This window comes from Proteus sp. TJ1640 (assembly GCF_003144445.1).
GTDB lineage: Bacteria > Pseudomonadota > Gammaproteobacteria > Enterobacterales > Enterobacteriaceae > Proteus > Proteus penneri.
Map to the genome: position 1 here is coordinate 19,464 of NZ_PENY01000037.1, position 21,147 is coordinate 40,610.

Genomic DNA, 21,147 nt, shown 5'->3' on the forward strand with positions numbered 1-21,147 from the left:
TAAATTTTCATAGAGAATAATAATTCACTATAAAATAATTTATTTATTAGTTATTTAATTAAAAAGAATAAAAATAAAAACCATACCTATTTCTACATTTTTTTATTTTCATACTCTCGTATAACATGATAATAAAAATCCTCCCAGTTTTTATCTAGCGTTTGTAATATGACATACAATGTTTCAATATTAACGCTCGTCTCTGCATTTTCATATCTTGATATTTGTTGTTGACTGACATTCAATAGTAGCCCTAATTGCTCACCTGACAATGATTTATTTATACGCGCTTTTTTTATATACTTTCCGATTATTTTACGTAATGGTTCGTTACAATGCTTTCTCATATTAATAACCTATTCTTATATATCATTGAATAAAATTTATAGAAAATAAAAATATAATCATTCTAATTTAGAAAACCTAACATTTCTAAATTTTCACTTAAAATACAACTTTATATATTTATAAGTATTTATTATTAGAAAAATAAATTTTTTACAATATAAATTTATAAATATTCACTGTAAATACGCTATTATCAATCAATAACTCAACACGCAATAGGATGCGCCTATTAATCCATCAAAATAGATCGTTATACACTATTGAAAGTAGTTAAAAAAACTTATTTATCAAATAGATAATTAAATACAGAAGAGAAAATCATCCTTTTTTCATAAATATTAGCTTTACTTAATCCTTAATGACTTATTTTTAAACAAAACTTAAAAAATAATAACTAATTTTATATCGAATTAATGAATAAAATATATATAAAGAATAAAATAAAAATAATATCCATTGACTTATCCTAATGAATTATAATTGATCATCTTTAAAAGAACGTCTTTATTAGATATCCTTTTTCCTTTTTAAATCAATAATGTAAATTAAAAAAAGAAAATCATATTATGACGAGTGATAAATTAACTTATATAGTTTATACACACAACGACTCCTGTTAGGATTTATCTCAATTGAAGTTTAATAACGATATTACTTTCAAAGTTGGAATGTTAAAGCAAAAAAACAAATAACATACGTAAAATAAGCTGATAAGAAATCGAGTTTATTCTGCAAGGAATATCCACACAAAAAGGCAGGATATAAAATTAGATGTGGTAAAATCACATTAGATAACTGGATAAAGCAAAGGAATTAAAAAAACAATGACTAGGTACATCTCGTATTTTGTCGTTTATAAATAAAATAATTGCTATGTTATCTAGACTTACTGTTAATATCATTTCAATGGGAAAGGGCTTGATGCTAATTTTTTACGAAAGGTAGTTTTACAATATTTTATATTGCCAAAAATATTGTCGTCAAACTAATTATGATTGGTACCTTTATAAAAAATATAAAACGGCTTTATCCTGGTTTTGAAGTTTCATCAGCAAAACACTTTATTTCTAATATTAAAAAAATGAACTTATCTGTTGTATTCAATAAAAAAACCCCCTGATAAATCAATATCAGGGGAGATATCAAAATGTCACGAAACAGTACGATAAAAATTAACGATACATCTTGAACATCGACATCTCTTTCATGTCGTTAAAAACTTTATAAGAAGCCTGTAAGACAGACTCTTCTTGATAATAATCAGAAATTGCTTGTGTCCAATCTAAGTCACGCAACTCGCTTAAACGTTTTGCATTTCTTAAAGAGGTATCTGCCCCCAAATCATCTAAATTATCAAGCTCTTGAAGTTGTAAACCTAATTTGGCTTCTACACTAGAAATGTTATTTAAAGTTGCGCGGTTAACACGGTTTGCAGCATCAATTTTATCTAATGCTGCATCACGATCTGCTTGTGGTTTACCTGTTAAAGGTTCACGTAACGCTGTAATAGCATTATCAAGTGCATTAAAAATATCAGGCTCTGTCCCTTTACCACCTGAAGATTGTAATGTTTCAATCCCCGTGAAGTTGGTCGTCATTTCAATATTGCTATCTACTTTTTGGGTAATTTGCTTGTCGCCACCTTGATAGGTGATTTTACCCGTTGCATCAGCAACAAAAGGCGGTTTATCTGATTGGAAACCGGCAAAAATATAACGGCCCACACCATCTTTTGTATTACCAATACCCACTAATTGATCTTTTAAACCTTGTAATTGATCAGCAAGAGATGAACGGTCTTCATCACTAAGCGTGGCGTCATTACCCGCAGCAACCAGTGTTTCTTGAATTTTGGTGGTGATATTCACCATTTGACTCGCTAAACTCATTTGCAATGACATGCTGTTTTTTGCAAATCCGCGCGCTGTTGCATACTGTTGGTTACGTGATTCAGATTGTTTCACCATTACCGCTTGAGAAGCTGCCATGGGATCATCTGAAGGCTTTTCAACGCGACGACCACTTGAAATTTTATTTCCTTCAGTCATCCATTTGCTTTGCGAGCCAGTGATATTATCCACACGCTGACTAAAAATTTGATTTGAACTTAAACGCACCGTGTTATTCCTTATTCTGATGAAGGGTTACTTAGAAAACTTGCATAATCGCATCAAACATACTGTTTGCAGTTTGAATAACTTTCGCATTTGCCATGTAGTATTCTTGAATGCGATACATCTCACCGTACTCTTCATCCAAGTTCACACCAGAAACAGACTGCTGTTGTTCGACAATACTTTTAGTGATAGAAACCTGAGCATCAAAATCAACTTGCGCGGTATTCACTTTATTACCCACCATACTGATCAGTGAGCCATAACCACCTGCAATCGTTGTTTTACCATCAATCACTTTTTGGTCTGGTAAATCAAACAATTTTTTCATGTTTTCGTTATCACTTGGTGCCGTTGTTCCATCCGCGTTTAGCGAGCCAGCTGCCGCTATCTTGCTTGGATCGGTCACTGCAACTTCCATACCGGCAATGACATTACCGACAGATTGAACAATAATAGAATCTTCTTTTTGTGCTGTACCATTGATTTTGATACTCATGCCTTCGAATTCTAATTCGCCCGTTGCGCTTACTTTTGCATTAACTTTACGACCGCCCGGCTCTACCGTAACATCCCACTTACTACCATCATATTTAACAGTATAATCAGCCGCTTTCACTGCTTTGGTATCGGTATATTTGACATCAAAGGTAGCGTCACCTTTATTCTTACCGTTAGGCATAACATGAGCGCCACCAAGTTCGAAGAACTTCTCACCGTTTTTACCATCTAAATCAAAACCTTGCTCATGCTGCTTATTAAATTGATCACCTAATACTAACGCTAATTGATTTAATTGGTTACGGCTTGGATCTAACACTTCTTCACGGCTACGATACGCACCGCCAAGTTCGCCACCTTTAATGCGTTTTGCATCCACTTCGCGAACTTCATCAATGCCATTACTATAACCAAGAACAAGACGTTCACTATTTTTATTAGATGGAATAGCAGAAACTTCATAAGAGCGAGTACCAGATACTAATGGCAGACCATTAGCAAACGTGACGTTAACAAAACCACCATCTTGTTGAGTCACTTGAACATCAACCAGTGTGTTTAACTCTTGAATTAAACGATCACGTTGGTCTAATAAGTCGTTAGGATCAGCGCCATTGAAGCCTTTAGAACGACTAATTTCGTTATTTAGTTTTGCGATCTGTTTTGTATATTCATTGATATTTTTAGAGGTATTTGTCACCTGGCTATTAATATCTTTTTCTAGATCACGCAATGATTGGTCTGCTTTAGCAAACATATTCACCATGGCTTCCGCTTTACCAATTACCGTTGTACGCGCAGGGTTGTCTTCGGCATTATTGGTTACGTTTGGTAAGCTAGTAAAAAATTCGTCAATCGCACTGGAAACGTCATTCCCTTTATCTGCTAACAAATCATTGATTTGTGAGATGTTTTTGGTATAGCTATTAAGTGCGCTTTGTTTTGACATTGCACGGTTCATTTGACCGGCAAGAAATTCGTTATACTCACGATGAATACGGCTAACATTAACACCATTACCGATATAACCATTACCGGTCATTGTGCCGCTGTTTTCATTAAAAACAGTCATTTGACGGTTGTACCATTTTACATTTTGGTTAGCGATGTTATTACTCACAGTGCTCATCGCAGCTTGTGCCGCATTAAGTCCGCTCATCGCTGTATTAATTAAACTGTTGGACATTTGTCTATCCTTTTACGTTTAGTCATCACCCGTATGCACGGAGCATAGCTGGCAAGTTGGAATGAATGCTCTGGTCTTTATTATCGGTACTTCCCCTCTAAACTTGAGGGGAAAGCATTAAAATAGATCGCTTAAATCGTGAGTATAAGTTTTAGCAACTTGCTCACCGCTTCCTTTTAATTGACCAATGATTGAAACCAGTTTTTTCGCATAACCTGGATCGGTGGCATAACCCGCTTCTTGGATGCGATAAGCAGCTTGTTCTGGGGTTTGAGCTTGAGGTACTTTTGCGTAACGAGGACTTTCAGTAATCAATCGGAGATAATCTTGAATGGCTTCAACATAAGAGCCATAAACGCGGAAATTATCCCGCATTTTAATTGACTTACCGTCAATTACTTCAGTTGTCATGATATTTGTGACAGGCCCTTTCCAGCGACTTCCTGCTTTAATACCAAACAGGTTATAACTTGGTTTACCATCACCCGTTAGGATCTCACGTTTTCCCCAACCTGATTCAAGCGCGGCTTGAGCAACAACTAAAAGATGGTGTACACCTGTGCCTTCTGTCGCTTGTTTAGCTGGCCCTAACAATTTTGATGCAAAAGAAGCACTGCTTTCAGATAAGCCTTTAAGCTTACCAATCGTACTTTCAATTGCATTTTGATAAGGCTGCATTGCACGATAAATTTGCCCCAAAGCTTGTGTTGGCATGGATTGAAAAATATCGCTACCATCTAATGGCATTGGCGTTTTACCCGCCATTTCACTTGGATCCATCGTGACTTTGGCAGAAAGTTGTTTTTCTATCATGTCAGCAAAGCCCAAGCCTTTTTGTGATAGGTCTTGAGCAATTTGTTGATCATAAAGAGAGGTGTACATCTTGGTACTTTCTGAGTTGAACATGCTTTCTTGAGGAATAGCATCACGCATGCTTTTTAACATCATTTGAACAAAAACACCTTCAAGTTGCTGCGCCACTTGGCGCAGCCCTTGCTGATCAGCATTTTGTCCAACCTGATATTTAAGTTTATTCAATGCATTGCTGTCATATGCCGGAGTAGAAACGTTCGGCATCGAAGAAAGCAGAGATAAATCTTTCATCAGATAATCTCCAATCTCGCACGTAAGCAACCCGCGCTTTCCATTGCTTGCAAAATTGACATTAAATCTGTTGGTGTTGCACCCAGTGCATTTAATGTGCGGATCACTTCGTTTAAGCTTGCGCTTGCATTCACTTGCTGTAATGAGCCACCTTGTTCACTCATATTTACGCTGGTATTACGCGTTACAACAGTGCTTCCCCCTGCAAATGGGGTATTAGGTTGGCTTACATTCACTTGGCTATCAACCGTAACGGAAAGGTTGCCTTGTGCAATCGCACAGCTTCCTAATGTCACATCACGATTCATCACAACTGAACCCGTTCTTGCATTGATGATCACTTTCGCATCTGCAACAACACGTTTAATTTCAAGGTTCTGAACTTCAGCCAAGAAACGGACTTGTTCGCTTTTACCAATAGGAACACGTAATTGAACGGTACGAGCATCTAAAGGAATAGCCGTTCCCACACCGCGTAATTTATTAACGGTATCAGAGATATGTTGTGCCAACGTGAAGTTTTCTTCATTTAGTTGTAGGTTTAGCAGACCTGTTTGGCCAAATTGCGAAGGCAACTCACGTTCAATGATAGCGCCACTACTAATGCGCCCACCCGCTAACTGGTTAACTTTAACGCTGTTACCCCCCGCAGATGCGCCTGCTCCTCCGACAACAATATTGCCTTGTGCTAAAGCATAAATCTGATTATCAACACCTTTTAATGGTGTCATCAGCAACGTACCACCACGTAAGCTTTTTGCATTACCTAAGGATGAAACAACGACGTCGATTGATTGCCCTGTACGACCAAAAGGCGGTAATTTTGCTGTTACCATCACCGCAGCAACGTTTTTCAATTGCATATTGGTGCCGGGTGGTACTGTGATCCCCAATTGTGAGAGCATGTTATTCAGACTTTGCGTGGTAAACGGGGTTTGCATTGTTTGGTCACCCGTTCCATCTAATCCCACGACCAAACCATAACCAATCAGCGCATTTTCTCTTACCCCTTCAACAGAGGTGAGATCTCTGATCCGTTCGGCATGAGCGGAAAAACCGACACATGTCATCACGATAAAGATAAGGCTCATCGCTATTTTTTTCATCTGGACCCTACTCATTAAAAAGGTGATACATTTAAGAAGAAGCGTTGTAGCCATCCCATAGATTGAGCTTCATTGATATAACCGTCTCCGATATATTCAATACGAGCATCAGCAACTTGGGTTGAATTTACGGTATTTGAACCACTAATTGTTCTTGGATTCACCACACCTGAAAAACGGATAAATTCAGTACCTTGATTGATAGCAATTTGCTTTTCACCAATAACGTGCAGGTTACCATTGGCAAGAAGCTGATCGACGGTAACAGTAATGGTGCCTTTAAAGGTATTGTTCGCATTTGCGCCACCTTTACCGCCAAAGTCACTGTTTCCTTCCATTCCCATATCAGCGCGATTATTACCAAACAACCCTTCTAAGAATCTTGGGGTGATCGAAGCAAGGAACCCAGCTTTACCATTACGGCTTGCATTAGCAGATGAGTTTTTGCTTGCACTGACATTTTCTTGCAACGTGATCGTCAGCGTGTCACCTATATTTCGAGGGCGTCTATCTTCAAATAAAGGTTGATAGCCAAAATAAACAGGCTGAGTTGCCTGAAAAATAGAGCCATTTGGTGCAGGTGCTGTTGGTGCCGTTGGAACCGCCGTTGTGTTACCTTCTACCAACGGTTTTTTCGGTATATGTGCGCATCCCGCCAGTGTCAGTACCAACAGGGCGGTACCTAAACGTTGATGACGACGCCATCTGACACTAAGCTTTCTTGCCCCAGAATTGTCAGTAATGACCTTTGTATCCATCTTCGATACTCTTTTAGTAATATGCCTGACAGGAAACCCTGTCAGGCTAATGAACAAACGAAATTAGAGTTGCGTTAGTTTCTGTAACATCTGATCAGATGTTGAAATTGCTTTACTGTTAATTTCATAAGCACGTTGAGTCTGGATCATATTGACCAACTCTTCAGCTACATTAACGTTAGAGGTTTCAACATATCCCTGATACAACAAGCCTGCGCCGTTGATACCTGGAGCATTTTCAGTCGGTGCGCCAGAACTTGCTGTTTCTAAGTACAAGTTTTCACCGACACTTTCTAATCCGCTGTCATTAATAAAGGTTGTTAGCGTCAATTGCCCCACTTGTTGTGGCGCTGGTGAACCTTCAATTTCAACACTAACGGTACCATCACGACCAATCATGACCTTTTTCGCCGTTTCAGGCAGAATAATTGCTGGAACGACTTGGAAACCACTGGTTGTCACTAATTGCCCATTTTGATCCATTTGAAAAGAACCATCACGGGTATAAGCGTCTGTGCCATCAGGTAACTGAACATGGAAGAAACCCTGTCCTTTAATCGCCACATCACGAGTACCATTAGTTTGAGCCAAGTTACCTTGGCTATGTAAACGTTCAGTAGCAACAGGACGAACACCTGTACCAATTTGTAAACCTGACGGTGCATTCGTCTGTTCAGAAGTCATCGCCCCCGGTTGACGGATTGTTTGATACAGTAAATCTTCGAAAACCGCACGTTGACGTTTAAAGCCATTGGTGCTGACGTTCGCGAGGTTGTTGGAAATCACATCCATGTTTGTCTGTTGTGCATCCAACCCAGTTTTAGCAATCCATAAAGAACGGATCATGGTTTTCCCCTTACACTATTTAACTCAGTGATAGCAATTGGTTAGCTCGTTGCGCATTATCGTCAGCGCTATGAATAACCTTCATTTGCATTTCAAAACGTCTTGCGTTTGCTATCATATCGACCATGGCTTCTGCTGGATTAACATTACTGCCTTCTAACACACCAGCTAACACCTTCACGCTATCATCCGCAGGTAATTCCTCACCCGCACGCGCAGTTCCTTTAGGAGATAAATGGAATAAACCATCATCGCCACGAACTAAATCGTTTTGCTCTGGTTTTACCATTTTCAAACGACCAATCTGACCCAACATTTTTGGCGGATCAGTCGGTACGTGCGCAGTCACAATACCGTTATTGGCAATACTGACATCTGCTTGAGGAGGTACTTCAATCGCACCGTTATCCCCCATTAACAAACGCCCTTGTACCATCAACATGCCGTCAGCGTTACGTTGGATATTCCCGTTTCGGGTATAGGCTTCAGTACCATCATCAAGCTGAACAGCCAAATAGCCGTTATCACTTAACGCAACGTCCATTGATCTGCCGGTATAGTTCATCGTTCCTTGACTCTGATCGCTACCAGGCGTTGAGGCTACCGTTAATGTACGAGTTGGTAAGGTATCGCCATTGACAGGTACGGCTCGCATTGCACTAAGCTGCGCTTTAAATCCCGGCGTTGATGCGTTTGCTAAGTTATTCGCCACGACAGCTTGATTTTCCATCGAGTGTCTGGCGCCGCCCATCGCGGTATAAATCACATGATCCATAACAGATTATTTCCGGCGTTATTAGCGCAAGCTAACCAGAGTCTGCAGGATCTGATCCTGAGTCTTAATGGTTTGTGCGTTTGATTGATAGTTACGTTGAGCAACGATCATATTGACTAACTCTTGGCTCATATCCACGTTAGACGCTTCTAATGCGTTATTGGTTAATTTGCCGAATACACCAGAGCCAGCAACACCGACGATTGGCGAACCTGAACCGTTAGTTTCAGACCACATGTTGTCGCCTTGTGAGCTTAAGCCACCAGCGTTTGCGAAGTTAGCTAATGCGATTTGGCCAACAACTTGGCTTTGTTGGTTTGAGTAAGTCGCCATAATAGAGCCGTCTTGCTCAATACGGAAGTTAGTAAATTCACCCGCTTGATAACCGTTTTGCGCTAATTTAGAAACGCTTGATTCAGCAACTTTTTGTTGAGTACTGCCTGTAAAGTTCATCGCCATATCCATGGTTTCTGAACCTTTATAAGATACAGTAGTGAAATTTTTAATATTGGTTGCCGTTTCGTCTAAAACACCGTTATTTTTATAAACTAACTTACCTAGATTTTGAGCAGGCTCACCAGTTGTGGAGTCTTGAGCATGAACTTCCCATTCATTATCTTTTGTTTTCACAAAGAATAAGTTCAAGTTATGTTCATTACCTAAGCTATCGTAAGTTGTTACGTTAGTACTGAAGTTATAAGAGTCATTATCTTTAGGATCAAACGCATGAGTCGTTTGGTCAATTGGCTCTTCAGCTGAGTTCAAGTTAACCGTCATATCCACTTTATCGGTTGCACTTGCATTCATCATATCCGTAGGAATAACGATAGGTGTTGGCGTTGCCCCTTTTTGAACCACGTTTTTACCATCAACGCTTTGTACTGGATAACCTGTTACACGCATACCTTGCATGTTAGTCAGAAAACCATTTTTATCTTTACCAAATTCACCATTACGTGAATAGAAAACGCCGCCATTTTGATCTTCAATACGGAAAAAACCACCACCAGAAATCGCCACGTCTGTTGGACGGTTAGTGGTTGTGATACTACCGTCTTTAAAGTTTTGGCTAATACCCGCCACTTTAACCCCCAGACCTGCACCTGAACCGGCGAATACGTCCGCAAAAGAAACGCTTGCGCCTTTAAAACCGTAGGTTGCGGAGTTAGAAATATTGTTACCGATAGTATCTAAGTTAGCGGCTGCTGCGTTTAAACCACTTACTGCTTGTGAAAAGGACATGCGCCCTCCAAGTTGAATATGTGTTAGTTAAAGAACCTGACGAATTTCATCCAATGAAACGGTATTACCTAAGCCAACATCAAGGCGGGCACCACCATCCACCATGGACACACTATTCACCAGCGCATAATTCAGTGTCTTAACAGGGACCTGAGCATCATTAAGCGTGGCGTTAACGGTAAATTTATAACTGCCTGTTGGAACAGGATTGTCATCTTCATCAGTACAATCCCAAGAGAAGTTATAAACATCCGGTAGCATCTTTTTGTCCATTTGGATTGTACGAACGGTAACACCACTCGCATTGGTGATGTTTATCGTAAGAGAATCGGTTGGACTGAGTAATTCAAAACCAAAAGGTGTTGAAAAAAGGTGTTCATCGCTAGGCGTAGTTGGGTCAGTACCTTCTGATTTATACGTTCCCATTTGCTGGCGCGTTTTTTCATTTTGAGTATCAGGTGTTGGAATTGTGTCATTCCCGTCACCAGGTTTTTCAGTCTCACCTTTACCGTCGGTTGGCTGAAAGACAACAATTTTATTCCCAGAGACCATGACACCATGGCCAACTAAGGAAGATGCTCGCAATGCCTGACTTTGATCAATCTGACCAACAATGTTGTTCACTGTTTTATTCAGTGTTTCGATACCTTCAACGGTCGAAATTTGAGCTAACTGGGAGGTTAACTCATTATTTTGCATTGGATTTGTTGGGTCTTGGTTTTTCATCTGAGTGATGAGTAGTGTTAGGAAATTCCCTTTGATATCCTCACTACCACTTTTTTTCGTATGGTACGAAGAAGGTGCATCCCCGATAATGGTATTATCATAAGGTTCATTCATTGAGGCGGAAATACCCACAATTTATTCTCCCTATTGGCCTATCATCAGTGTTTTTTGCATCAGTGATTTGGCTGTGTTCATCACTTCGACGTTAGCTTGGTAGCTTCTTGATGCAGAAATGGTGTTAATCATTTCACCCACAACATCAACATTCGGCATACGTACATACCCTTTTTCATCGGCAAAAGGGTGTCCCGGCTGATATTCCATACGAAATGGAGCAGGATCATCCACCACTTCAGTGACACGAACACCACCAACTTCTTGACCAGCAGGTGCGTTAACCTGAAAAACAACCTGTTTTGCACGATAAGGTTCACCATCTGGGCCCGCAACACTGTCGGCATTTGCCATATTGCTAGCACTTACGTTTAAACGTTGAGATTGCGCTGAAAGTGCTGAACCTGAAATATCAAAAATACTAAATAAAGACATGCTCTTTACCCTACTGTTGCAATACAGCCATCATGCTTTTAACTTGCGAGTTAATAAATGTCACATCAGCCTGATACTTAAGGCTATTGTCAGCAAAATTACTACGTTCCATATCCATATCCACGGTATTACCATCCATCGCCGTTTGATGAGGTACGCGATAGAGTAAGTCTGCTTCTAAGCGATAACCGGGTTTGATCGGGATATGGCGCTCTGATGTCATCGCCAATTGCATGCCATGACTACCAGTACGTCCGTTTTCAATGGTTTTCTTCAATTCAGAAGCAAAATCAATATCACGAGCCTGAAAGCCTGGGGTGTCTGCGTTAGCGATATTCGCAGCGAGAATTTCTTGGCGTTTATTGCGTATTGAGAGCGCTTCTTGTTGAAAATGAAACGTATTTTCTAATTTATCGAGCATCTTCTATCCTTGGTGGCTAAGCCACTTACCTCAGCTGATAAAACAATTTCAGTTGACAGAATAAACGCTCAAAAAAAAGATGATTGGAGGAATAGGCGTAAATTGGATTGCTATTTATGCGTTTAAGGCATGCAAAGTCGCTGTACACTGTTGTTGCTAAATAATGACAAACGCACAATTAGCATCAACTCTGTAAGGTGATACAAACTATGTTAGTTAAAACTCTTATCGGTCTGTTTTCTTTTTTCTTTATGGTGAATGTGAGTATTGCGAAATCACTTCCTGAAGAACTACAAGATTTCTTTGTCGCGCTTCATCAACAAGGCGATAAAGTGACAGTCACAGTTTTAACACCGGAAGAGAAATGGCCAGTGTGTCAAACACAAGCGATCCAACGCCATGCAGGCTCTCGTAATTGGGGGCGGCTTTCGATTCCCATTCAATGTGATAAACAACGTCGTTTTATTCAAGTTGATGTGAGTGTAAGGGGTAAATATTTAGTTGCCAAAAAAGACATCAATCGTGATGATGCGATTGAAACGGCATCAGTCAGCATGATAACAGGTGAATTAGAAAAGCAACCTTATGACGTATTACGTGATCCTACGTTAATTAAAAATGCCATTGCTATGCGCCAAATTTCTGCCGGAAAACCTATCACATCGACCATGATCCGTCGCCCTTGGGCTATTTTGGCAGGTCAAACCGTTACTGTTTTTGCACAAGGCGATCATTTTCAAATTCGCTATGAAGGCAAGGCAATCAACAATGCTGTTGCCAATGAAACGATTCGAGTCAGAGTTAAATCAGGCCAAATCGTCATTGGAGAAGCTCTTGAAAATGGCTCTGTTCGCATCCCTCTTTAATAAATAAAAAAGCTGATAAGCAGAATAAGCCCCTATTGAATTGCTTGTTAGCCGTTTCAGTTATGGCAAGCCGAGGTAAACTCTCTTGCGCTACATTTTTTACTCTAAATAATTTAAAGCATCATATGTAGATACTCTAAATAATTTAAGCTGTAGTTAGATAACAATTTAAAGCATCTAATATAGATACTCTAAATAATTCAAGTTGTAGCTAGGCGACAAATGAACGAATCGCTAGGAGCATACATAAGTATGTGACTAGTGTGAGTGAATGCGGTCAACAACGCTACGGCTTGAAGTATGACGAGTATGACGAGTATGACGAATATGACGACTAAGATTAAAGTTTTTGATTCGATAGCCGATATAAAGAATCAAGATGATAGGCGAAAACACATAGGTTGTTTTACAATGGCTTCATCTGACTATTAATTGATGCCTAACAAAGGATTTTCCTATGAGTATTGAACGCGCAAATCCACTACTTCCGATTAACGCAATTGCACAACGTAACCCAAGTGAAATCACTCAGGGATCACGTAAATCGGGAACAACTGAACAAAAAACTGCAACAGGCGACACATCTGTAAAACTGAGTGAAGCGCAGAAAAAACTTGTTCAACCTGGAAATAAAGACATTAACGTTGAGAAAGTTGCTCGCTTAAAAGAAGCAATTGCCAACGGAACATTAACCATGGACAGCGGTAAAATTGCGGACGCTCTTTTCCGTGAAGCTGCTGAAAGCATAACTCAATAATATTTTAATGATTATGATGGAAGAACTCCGCCAGACTTTAGATCTTCAATTATCACAGCTTAATACCATTGCGAGTATTTTACGTGCTGAACAACAGTTATTATGCGCAGGTAATATTGATATCAATGCCCTACACGAAGTAACTGAACAGAAGAATTTTGTCTTGTCGGCTTTAGGTCATACAGACCAACAGCGCCATACGCTAAGCCAACAAGCCGGTGTAGAAAAACCTTATGCAGGGTTGCCATTCTTATCTGATTTATGGACACAGATAATAGACATCACGGCGGAGTTAAGACATCTGAATCAACATAACGGATTACTACTTGATCAACACATCTCTCGTAATAGTGATGCTATCCGTTTTTTGCAGAAGAACCACAGCCCAACCCTTTATGGTTCTGATGGGCAAGCACAACGTTCAATATTAGCTGGGCGAAAAATCCAAGTATAAAATTTAAAGAAAATAACAGTCCTTGCATTATATCAACATAATACAAGGACTATTTTATGTAGCCTATTATAGTTACTTATATATAGTAACTATAAAATAAGCATTAAATTAATGTTACGCGTTAAATCGATAGTAATAATAAATATGGCTTTATTATTTTTTTAATTAATATCTTTTGAGGTTTTTGGTATTTTATATCCGTTATATATAACAGTTGATGTACCTAATTGAAATTTCCGTAGCCCCTTTAATCCTGCTAGATCTTCTCCTGTTAACTCTATTTTATCTTTTTCATCAAAATTCCCTTCTTTTCCATCTAACACAACACTACCTTCCCCATGGATTTTACCAAGAATATTTATATCCGTATCGGAGATAACACCAAGATAGCTTTTATTCAACGTAATGTTATTCATATCTATATGATTAACACGTGATATTAAATAGCTATTGTCGATAATATAATCGTTAAGTAACACCATATCTTCCGTATCAATAAATAAAGCACTATTTTTAACATAAAAAGATGATGTCTCATGACTATAATAATTCTTTGAAATATTTAACTTTGATTCTCTTACATCATCATAATATTTGCTATATAAATTTATATCTCTATTTAAATCTATAATTGAATTAAAATTGTTAAACCAAAATCTGACATTTGCATTTAAAGATAACGTATCAATATGACCATAATTATCAACCGTAGCACTATTCCCTCTTATTATCAAATACCGACTGTTTAACGTTGCATCGGGTTCTATTGTCAACCTCCCTTTACTATTATAATCATTTGAATAGTTAAGATTAAATTTATCTAAACCAATATCAAAACGGATATATTTAGCATTAAAATCCCCTTCATCCAACCATATATTATTAGATATGATATTTATATATACAGGTGCAATATCTTTATAACGACGATTACTATACGTAAGTTCATTTCTAGGTAATTTATTGAAAAAAGCAAAATCAACAGGTTTATCTGTTATAATAAATTCATTAGAAAATTTCCCTACACTGCTACCGGAAATTAACTTAATATTATCAATTCCTGAGAAAGAGCAATCATAACAAGAAATTCCATTAGGGTTAGCTATAATTACTGCCGCATTTTTTCCTTGTAACTCAAGATCACCAAGCAACGCTGAATTTTCTTGAGAAACAACCTCATTAATAATTAATTCTGCTCTATCATTATCTAATGATAAACCATTTTTATTAACATTAAAACGGTCGTAATAAATATGGGCTACTTTATCTTGATTAGTGTTTATGATTTTAACTTGTGTTTTACCTATATCATCATTCATTGATACTTGTGCATCAGATAATGAATTAGCATTTAAAACAACATCTTGAGTAGCATAACAAGATACTGAAACAAATACAGATAATAATGAAAGAGTAAATAGAGGGATTTTTTTCATAGCCATTTCCTTTGGTTTTAAAGTAATTATTATAATTAACATATAATCCGATTAATTTTAAAAAACACTCACATAAAAACATTCACATAAAATATTTTATAATAAAATATATGCGAATAATTAATGCTTGATAAGCATATTATCGCGATTTGTCGGAGTAAACCTAATATCCTTACTGTTTTTAATTGAAATTTTATCAAGAGAATCAATAAAGAAAATTTCCCCATTGAGTATTACTCTTTTTTCAGCATCAATAACCATTGAAGAGTTAATATTAAATGATTTACTTTCAAAATAATGAATGTAATTACGTACATTAGCAGAAAATTTACTCTTTTCTAAACGTATGGAACCCTTATTAAAAAAGTTACCTTTAGATAAATTAAAATTAACATTAGTCTTATAAATAGCTAATCTAGAATTATTTTCGTTACTGAATGTCTTAGCATTAAATATAGTATTTCTTTCTGAAAAATCAGCACCATTATATTTCTCATAAATATTTTTCAAAATGGAATCAATACGCCAATTTAATATATTTATCTCACCCGAATTGATTATTTTTCCCTTTGTATCTACAACTATCTCTCCCACATTAAAAATACCATTATTTATAAGGACATTATTTCCAGCAGAATAAAGAAATTTCTTTGCATTAATAGTTGAGCCAAAATCCAATAACAATTTTCCTTTATGATACTTTGAGGGGAATTTATTATACATATGGTAAATCTGCTTACCATTAATAATATTTAGTTTATTAGAAAACAACGTTAAATTTTTATTAAATTTTACATCCTTAGAAATAATATTTATTTTATCAAAAATAAATTTATTCTTCTCTGCTTCCTCACCTGTACTAAACTCAATGCTTCCTTTATTAGAAACTCGATACTTACCTACATTTAAGTTATCACTCCTGCCATTGATTAAAGTGACTGTTTCAATACTATTAAATGAACATCCTTGACAATGTATTCCATTAGGATTTGCAATAACGATACTTACAGGGTTGCCATTAATAGATAGGTCACCTTTAAGCATTGTTTTATTTTTAGATGTCACTTCATTTATAATGGTTGTTACATATTGCTCTTTAGCGTTATTAAACACTACACCTTTTTTATCAACATTAAAGTCACTATAATAATTATGTGAAATCCCTCGAATATCATTTGTCTCAATATTAATTACAGCTTTTCCACTTTCATAATTAATAGAAAGTTTTTTTGCTTTATCATCATCTTTAACGATTAACATATCCGAAGAAGCTTGAGAGGAAAAAAATAGTAATATTATAAATAAACCATGATAACAAAAATAAAGTGTTTTTTTTGCTTTCATTACTAAACCTAATTATATTATTCATTAGCTGGGATAATAAGAAGCATTTTATATAATACTTCTTATTAAAGTTATCATTTCTAGAAAATAAACATCAGCACGTTAACTCTATATGTGATTTACCTAAATTAGCACCTATATATTTTATATTTAAAATAAAAACGTTATTTTTATACATTAATTATCTAGATATATAAAGAGCACTATTTCCAGACAAACCATCAATATTTAGTTTACTTTTTTTTATATTATAAGTACCTTTATCAAAATAAACCTCACCATAACCATGCTTAATATTAATTTCATTTAAATTAGATTTAAACCCTTCAAAAAAAGAAATTTGTCCATTGTGATTAAATTCATTTTTTGAAAAAAGATGATATGTTTGCAACCCACTAAGTATATTTAATGTATCAATAGATTTATTTAATGTTCCTTCCATAAAAACTTTATTAGAAATAAGATTAATTTTTTGACTAGCGATCCGTTTTAGACCATGAATAGAGACATAATTTTTATCTGATAAAATGAAATCTCTGACACTGTCATTAGTTTTACCACTAATTAGTGTAAAATCAGTAACTCTGGAGGCAGAACACTGGTTGCATTCAATACCATTAGGATTAGCAATAATTACATGAGCCTTTAGTCCTTCGACTCTAACATTACCATTAATTAAACTCATTTCATTTCCAGTGGCTTCATTAATAATAATATTTGCTTTGGCTTTTCTATTATTAAGAATGATCCCCTCTTTAGGAACATTAAATTTATGGTAAAAATTAAGTGAAATACCATCTTCAAGGTTTGTATCTATATTAATGACATCTTTATTTTTTTCATTATCAAAAGTGAGCGTTGTCTTAGGCGATAAATTATCATTTACAATAATATTCTCACCTGCCAAAACCATTTGTGAATTGAATAAAATAAATAATGGGAAAAGTAATTTTTTATTTTTCATTAATAAATCTCCTATAAAAAAAATTATATTAATGAAATTAATTTTCTTAGATATTATAAATAAAACATCATCTGTAAGGATTAAAACAAGATAGAGATAAAAAAACACGCAACTAATCAAATTAGTCGCGTGTAATAACATGTTCAAAATAAAGATTATTGGTCTATATGACGTCTAATTATTAGTTTAGTGTGGCTGTCCACCAATCATCGACGTCATACGAATACGACGACCTTCACTGATTTCCATATTTGATAATACGGCTAATTGTGGCAGGCTACGACGTAAAAAACGTGACAATAATGAACGTAGCGAATGATTCACTAATAATACTGGCGCACCGCCGGACATCTCTTGATGGCGTACAGCATCTGCCGCTTGTTGTTCAATATTTTCAGCAAGCCCTGGTTCTAATCCACCGCCACTTTGCATCGCTTGAACCAGAATACGCTCTAAGCTTGCATCTAAACCAATGACTTGGATTTCATCTTGATCACCAAACCAATGTTGTGTAATCGCTCGACGAAGTGCAACACGAACCACAGCGGTTAATTCAGCTGGATCTTTCTGCTCTGGTGCATGCTCTGCTAAAGCTTCTAATATGGTTCTCATATCACGAATAGGCACCTGCTCAGACAGTAGGTTTTGCAATACTTTGTGCAATACCGTCAGTGAAAGCATATCTGGGATCATATTTTCTGTCATCTTAGGCAGCTCTTTACTGACCCTATCAAATAACATTTGTGCTTCTTGACGACCAAATAATTCTGATGCGTATTTCGTTAATGCATGATTAAAGTGCGTTGCAATAACAGTACTTGCAGCAACAACGGTATAGCCCTGCACCTGTGCTTGCTCTCTTAAACTGTCATCGATCCAAACTGCCGGTAAACCAAATGCAGGCTCTTGAGTAATATCGCCTTCTAAAGAGCCAACAGCATTACCCGGATTGATTGCTAACCAACGACCCGGATGCGCTTCTCCATGACCAATTTCAACCCCTTTCATTAGAATGCGATAAGAAGAAGGTTTTAATTCCATATTGTCTCGAATATGAACAACGGGAGGGAGATATCCTGTCTCTTGAGCAAACTTTTTACGAATCCCACTAATGCGACCTAACAACTCGCCATTTTGGCGGCTATCTACCATTGGAATTAACCGATACCCCACTTCCATCGCTAATGGATCTTCAAGTTGCACATCTTCCCATGATGCTTCAACAACACGGTTTTGTTTTTCAACTTCTTCCATCTCTTTTTGTTGTTGTACTTCAGGGTTAGCATTACGACGTAAGATATACCAACCTAATCCACCTAATGCTGCGGTGAAGAATAGGAAAACAAAGTTAGGCATTCCCGGTACTAAACCTAACAAGCCTAATACCCCAGCAGTTAACATCAGTACACGAGGATTATCAAATAGTTGGGTCACCATTTGTTGCCCAACATCTTCATCTGTTGCAACACGTGTAACGATAACGCCTGCTGCTGTTGAGATAATCAATGCGGGGATCTGAGCAACCAGACCATCACCAATGGTTAAAAGGGTATAAGTCGTTGCAGCATCGTTTAATGCCATTCCGTGTTGAGCGACACCGACGATAAGACCGCCTACCACGTTAATCACTAGGATCATTAAGCCTGCGATGGCGTCACCACGAACAAACTTGCTCGCACCATCCATTGAGCCGTAAAAGTCAGATTCTAATGAAACTTCTTTACGACGTTTTTTAGCTTCATCTTCGTTGATAATGCCCGCATTCAGGTCAGCATCGATTGCCATCTGTTTACCCGGCATTCCATCTAACACAAAACGTGCCCCCACTTCAGCAATACGTCCCGCACCCTTGGTAATAACCATAAAGTTAATCAAAATAAGGATGATAAAGACTACAATACCGATAGCAAAGTTACCGCCAACAAGGAAATGGCCAAAGGCCTCAACAACGCGCCCTGCGGCTTCTGGCCCTGTATGCCCTTCCATTAAGATGATACGCGTTGAAGCCACGTTTAATGATAAACGTAACAACGTGGTAAACAGCAAAATAGTAGGGAAAGCAGCAAAATCTAAAGTACGCTTTGTAAACATTGCTACTAACAGCACCATAATGGAGAGTGCGATATTAAAGGTAAATAATAAATCCAATAGAAAAGGTGGCAATGGCAATACCATCATTGACAGTATCAACAAGATAAGCACTGGCCCTGCCAGTATCTGCCACTGAGAACTTTTCCAATTTCCCGGCAAGCGGAGTAATGAGGCCAAATTAGCCATGACGATTATCTTCTCCAGCAAAGTCCAGTGCGGGAGGCACTGGCAAGTTCATAGGTTGTTTAGGTTTTAAACCACCTTCGGTTTTCCATCGTTTCAGTTGATAAACCCATGCAAGTACTTCTGCAACCGCAGCATAAAGGGTTGAAGGTATTGCATGGCCTATTTCACTGTGACGATATAACGCCCTAGCAAGCGGTGGCGCTTCTAGAAGCGGAATTCGATTTTCTGCACCAATCTCTTTAATTTTTAACGCAATAGCCCCAGCCCCTTTTGCTAACACTTTAGGGGCTGTCATTTTGTCGTTATATTGCAGTGCGACAGCATAGTGGGTTGGGTTCGTCACAATCACATCTGCGTTAGGCACATCTGCCATCATTCGACGACGCGACATCGCATGTTGTTGCTGGCGGATACGCGCTTTAAGTTGCGGATCACCCTCTTGCTGTTTAAATTCGTCTTTAATTTCTTGGCGTGTCATACGTAGTTTTTTCAGATGACTACGGATTTGGAAAATAATGTCGAATGCCACCATCGGGATCAGCATAAAAACCGTAATGTAGACAGCAAAAATTAGTAGTTGCATCGCATTGGCTAGCGCACTAAGCGGTGGAAGCGTGATCAGATGGAGAATATCGTTCCAGTTGTGCCATAAAAACACTGTTGCAGCGATCCCGACAAAGGTTGATTTCAGTATCGCTTTAAACAACTCTGCTAACGCATTCATAGAAAAAATACGTTTTAACCCAGAAATAGGATCCCATTTTTTGGGATCAAACTTAATGGATTTACTACTAAAGTTAATCCCACCTAATAAGGCAGAGCCACCAATTGCTACAAATACTAACCCCAAAAACACGGGTGATAGCGCAAAAACAGCTTGTTTAATCAAGCTACCAAATCGAGGGATCAATAAATTCTCATTACCGATAAGGTGATGATTAAACGTAAACCCTTCTGTTAACATGGCATATAACTCACGAGTGATAAATCCACCACTCATCCACAGCAAACTCACGCCACCCAAGATCATTAAAACGGATGAAAGCTCTTTAGAACGGACAATTTGCCCATCCTTTTTAGCTTTTTCCCGTTTATGGGGTGTGGGTTCCTCTGTTTTTTCGAGATCGCTATCTTCAGCCACAGTTTGTCCGATTTAGGTAATGAGATTAAAAGCATGAATGAAATGACTCTAATCATGACAAATTCAGAGGAAATTGATGGGTTGAACAATCGCAAATTTACGGGGCTTTTTGGGCTATGACGGCATGCACTGAAAAAAACAACCTAATGATAAAAATGGAGATATGACCAACATTGACGCTGATTATAAGGAAATTAGCAAAATTCACAGTAAAATTGAGTCATTTTACTTT

Annotated in this window: 20 protein-coding genes; 3 read left to right on the forward strand and 17 right to left on the reverse strand. The window is 37.5% G+C overall.

Going from position 1 to position 21,147, the window contains the following annotated elements:
- Positions 1–92: 92 nt before the first annotated feature.
- The 12 genes from DK861_RS16090 to flgB form a co-directional block, all read right to left on the reverse strand.
- Complete coding sequence (locus tag DK861_RS16090; protein ID WP_109400749.1) at positions 93–347, reverse strand: helix-turn-helix transcriptional regulator; 255 nt, start codon at positions 345–347, stop codon at positions 93–95.
- A 1,173-nt stretch (positions 348–1,520) separates the two neighbouring features.
- Positions 1,521–2,465 carry a flagellar hook-associated protein FlgL gene (flgL, locus tag DK861_RS16095; RefSeq protein WP_072063106.1) on the reverse strand — a complete coding sequence of 315 codons (945 nt, stop codon included), beginning with the start codon at positions 2,463–2,465 and terminating at the stop codon, positions 1,521–1,523.
- Between the two features lie 31 nt (positions 2,466–2,496).
- Positions 2,497–4,149, reverse strand: coding sequence for a flagellar hook-associated protein FlgK (gene flgK / locus DK861_RS16100; RefSeq protein WP_109400750.1), 1,653 nt, complete (start codon positions 4,147–4,149; stop codon positions 2,497–2,499).
- Between the two features lie 117 nt (positions 4,150–4,266).
- Complete coding sequence (gene flgJ / locus DK861_RS16105) at positions 4,267–5,253, reverse strand: flagellar assembly peptidoglycan hydrolase FlgJ (RefSeq protein ID WP_109400751.1); 987 nt, start codon at positions 5,251–5,253, stop codon at positions 4,267–4,269.
- The gene (locus DK861_RS16110; RefSeq protein WP_109400752.1) at positions 5,253–6,359 is read right to left on the reverse strand and encodes a flagellar basal body P-ring protein FlgI; all 1,107 of its coding nucleotides are present in this window, start codon (positions 6,357–6,359) and stop codon (positions 5,253–5,255) included. Before DK861_RS16110 ends, flgJ begins: the two co-directional genes overlap by 1 nt.
- Before the next feature lie 14 nt (positions 6,360–6,373).
- Positions 6,374–7,117, reverse strand: a complete 744-nt coding sequence (locus tag DK861_RS16115; RefSeq protein WP_006533166.1) for a flagellar basal body L-ring protein FlgH — start codon at positions 7,115–7,117, stop codon at positions 6,374–6,376.
- A gap of 63 nt (positions 7,118–7,180) precedes the next feature.
- Positions 7,181–7,963, reverse strand: coding sequence for a flagellar basal-body rod protein FlgG (gene flgG, locus DK861_RS16120; protein ID WP_036935743.1), 783 nt, complete (start codon positions 7,961–7,963; stop codon positions 7,181–7,183).
- 19 nt (positions 7,964–7,982) lie between these two features.
- Complete coding sequence (locus DK861_RS16125; RefSeq protein ID WP_072063110.1) at positions 7,983–8,738, reverse strand: flagellar basal body rod protein FlgF; 756 nt, start codon at positions 8,736–8,738, stop codon at positions 7,983–7,985.
- 21 nt (positions 8,739–8,759) lie between these two features.
- Positions 8,760–9,980: a flagellar hook protein FlgE gene (flgE, locus tag DK861_RS16130; protein WP_072063111.1), complete on the reverse strand. Its 1,221-nt coding sequence runs from the start codon at positions 9,978–9,980 to the stop codon at positions 8,760–8,762.
- A 27-nt stretch (positions 9,981–10,007) separates the two neighbouring features.
- The gene (locus tag DK861_RS16135; protein WP_109400753.1) at positions 10,008–10,838 is read right to left on the reverse strand and encodes a flagellar hook assembly protein FlgD; all 831 of its coding nucleotides are present in this window, start codon (positions 10,836–10,838) and stop codon (positions 10,008–10,010) included.
- A 12-nt stretch (positions 10,839–10,850) separates the two neighbouring features.
- Positions 10,851–11,255 (reverse strand): flagellar basal body rod protein FlgC, encoded by a 405-nt coding sequence (gene flgC, locus DK861_RS16140; protein ID WP_006533173.1) that lies wholly within the window; start codon positions 11,253–11,255, stop codon positions 10,851–10,853.
- A 10-nt stretch (positions 11,256–11,265) separates the two neighbouring features.
- Complete coding sequence (flgB, locus tag DK861_RS16145; protein ID WP_006533174.1) at positions 11,266–11,676, reverse strand: flagellar basal body rod protein FlgB; 411 nt, start codon at positions 11,674–11,676, stop codon at positions 11,266–11,268.
- Positions 11,677–11,885: 209 nt separating this feature from the next.
- Here flgB and flgA point away from each other — a divergent pair, with 209 nt between their 5' ends.
- The 3 genes from flgA (at position 11,886) to flgN (ending at position 13,753) form a co-directional block, all read left to right on the forward strand.
- The gene (gene flgA, locus DK861_RS16150; protein WP_109400754.1) at positions 11,886–12,542 is read left to right on the forward strand and encodes a flagellar basal body P-ring formation chaperone FlgA; all 657 of its coding nucleotides are present in this window, start codon (positions 11,886–11,888) and stop codon (positions 12,540–12,542) included.
- Between the two features lie 457 nt (positions 12,543–12,999).
- Positions 13,000–13,299 carry a flagellar biosynthesis anti-sigma factor FlgM gene (gene flgM / locus DK861_RS16155; protein WP_023581812.1) on the forward strand — a complete coding sequence of 100 codons (300 nt, stop codon included), beginning with the start codon at positions 13,000–13,002 and terminating at the stop codon, positions 13,297–13,299.
- Positions 13,300–13,312: 13 nt separating this feature from the next.
- Complete coding sequence (gene flgN, locus DK861_RS16160) at positions 13,313–13,753, forward strand: flagellar export chaperone FlgN (protein ID WP_109400784.1); 441 nt, start codon at positions 13,313–13,315, stop codon at positions 13,751–13,753.
- A gap of 161 nt (positions 13,754–13,914) precedes the next feature.
- Here the strand turns inward: flgN and DK861_RS16165 are convergent, their stop codons facing one another.
- The 5 genes from DK861_RS16165 to flhB all read right to left on the reverse strand — a co-directional run bounded on the left by DK861_RS16165 (position 13,915) and on the right by flhB (position 20,915).
- Entirely contained in the window at positions 13,915–15,189 is a 1,275-nt protein-coding gene (locus DK861_RS16165) for a filamentous hemagglutinin N-terminal domain-containing protein (RefSeq protein ID WP_109400755.1), read from the reverse strand.
- Between the two features lie 120 nt (positions 15,190–15,309).
- Positions 15,310–16,533 (reverse strand): filamentous hemagglutinin N-terminal domain-containing protein, encoded by a 1,224-nt coding sequence (locus tag DK861_RS16170; RefSeq protein WP_109400756.1) that lies wholly within the window; start codon positions 16,531–16,533, stop codon positions 15,310–15,312.
- A gap of 181 nt (positions 16,534–16,714) precedes the next feature.
- Complete coding sequence (locus DK861_RS16175; RefSeq protein ID WP_239452199.1) at positions 16,715–17,497, reverse strand: filamentous hemagglutinin N-terminal domain-containing protein; 783 nt, start codon at positions 17,495–17,497, stop codon at positions 16,715–16,717.
- Between the two features lie 186 nt (positions 17,498–17,683).
- On the reverse strand, positions 17,684–19,774 hold the full coding sequence (gene flhA, locus DK861_RS16180; RefSeq protein WP_072063118.1) for a flagellar biosynthesis protein FlhA: 2,091 nt from the start codon (positions 19,772–19,774) through the stop codon (positions 17,684–17,686).
- Complete coding sequence (flhB, locus tag DK861_RS16185; RefSeq protein ID WP_109400757.1) at positions 19,767–20,915, reverse strand: flagellar biosynthesis protein FlhB; 1,149 nt, start codon at positions 20,913–20,915, stop codon at positions 19,767–19,769. The genes flhA and flhB overlap by 8 nt, the downstream gene beginning before the upstream one ends.
- Positions 20,916–21,147: the final 232 nt, after the last annotated feature.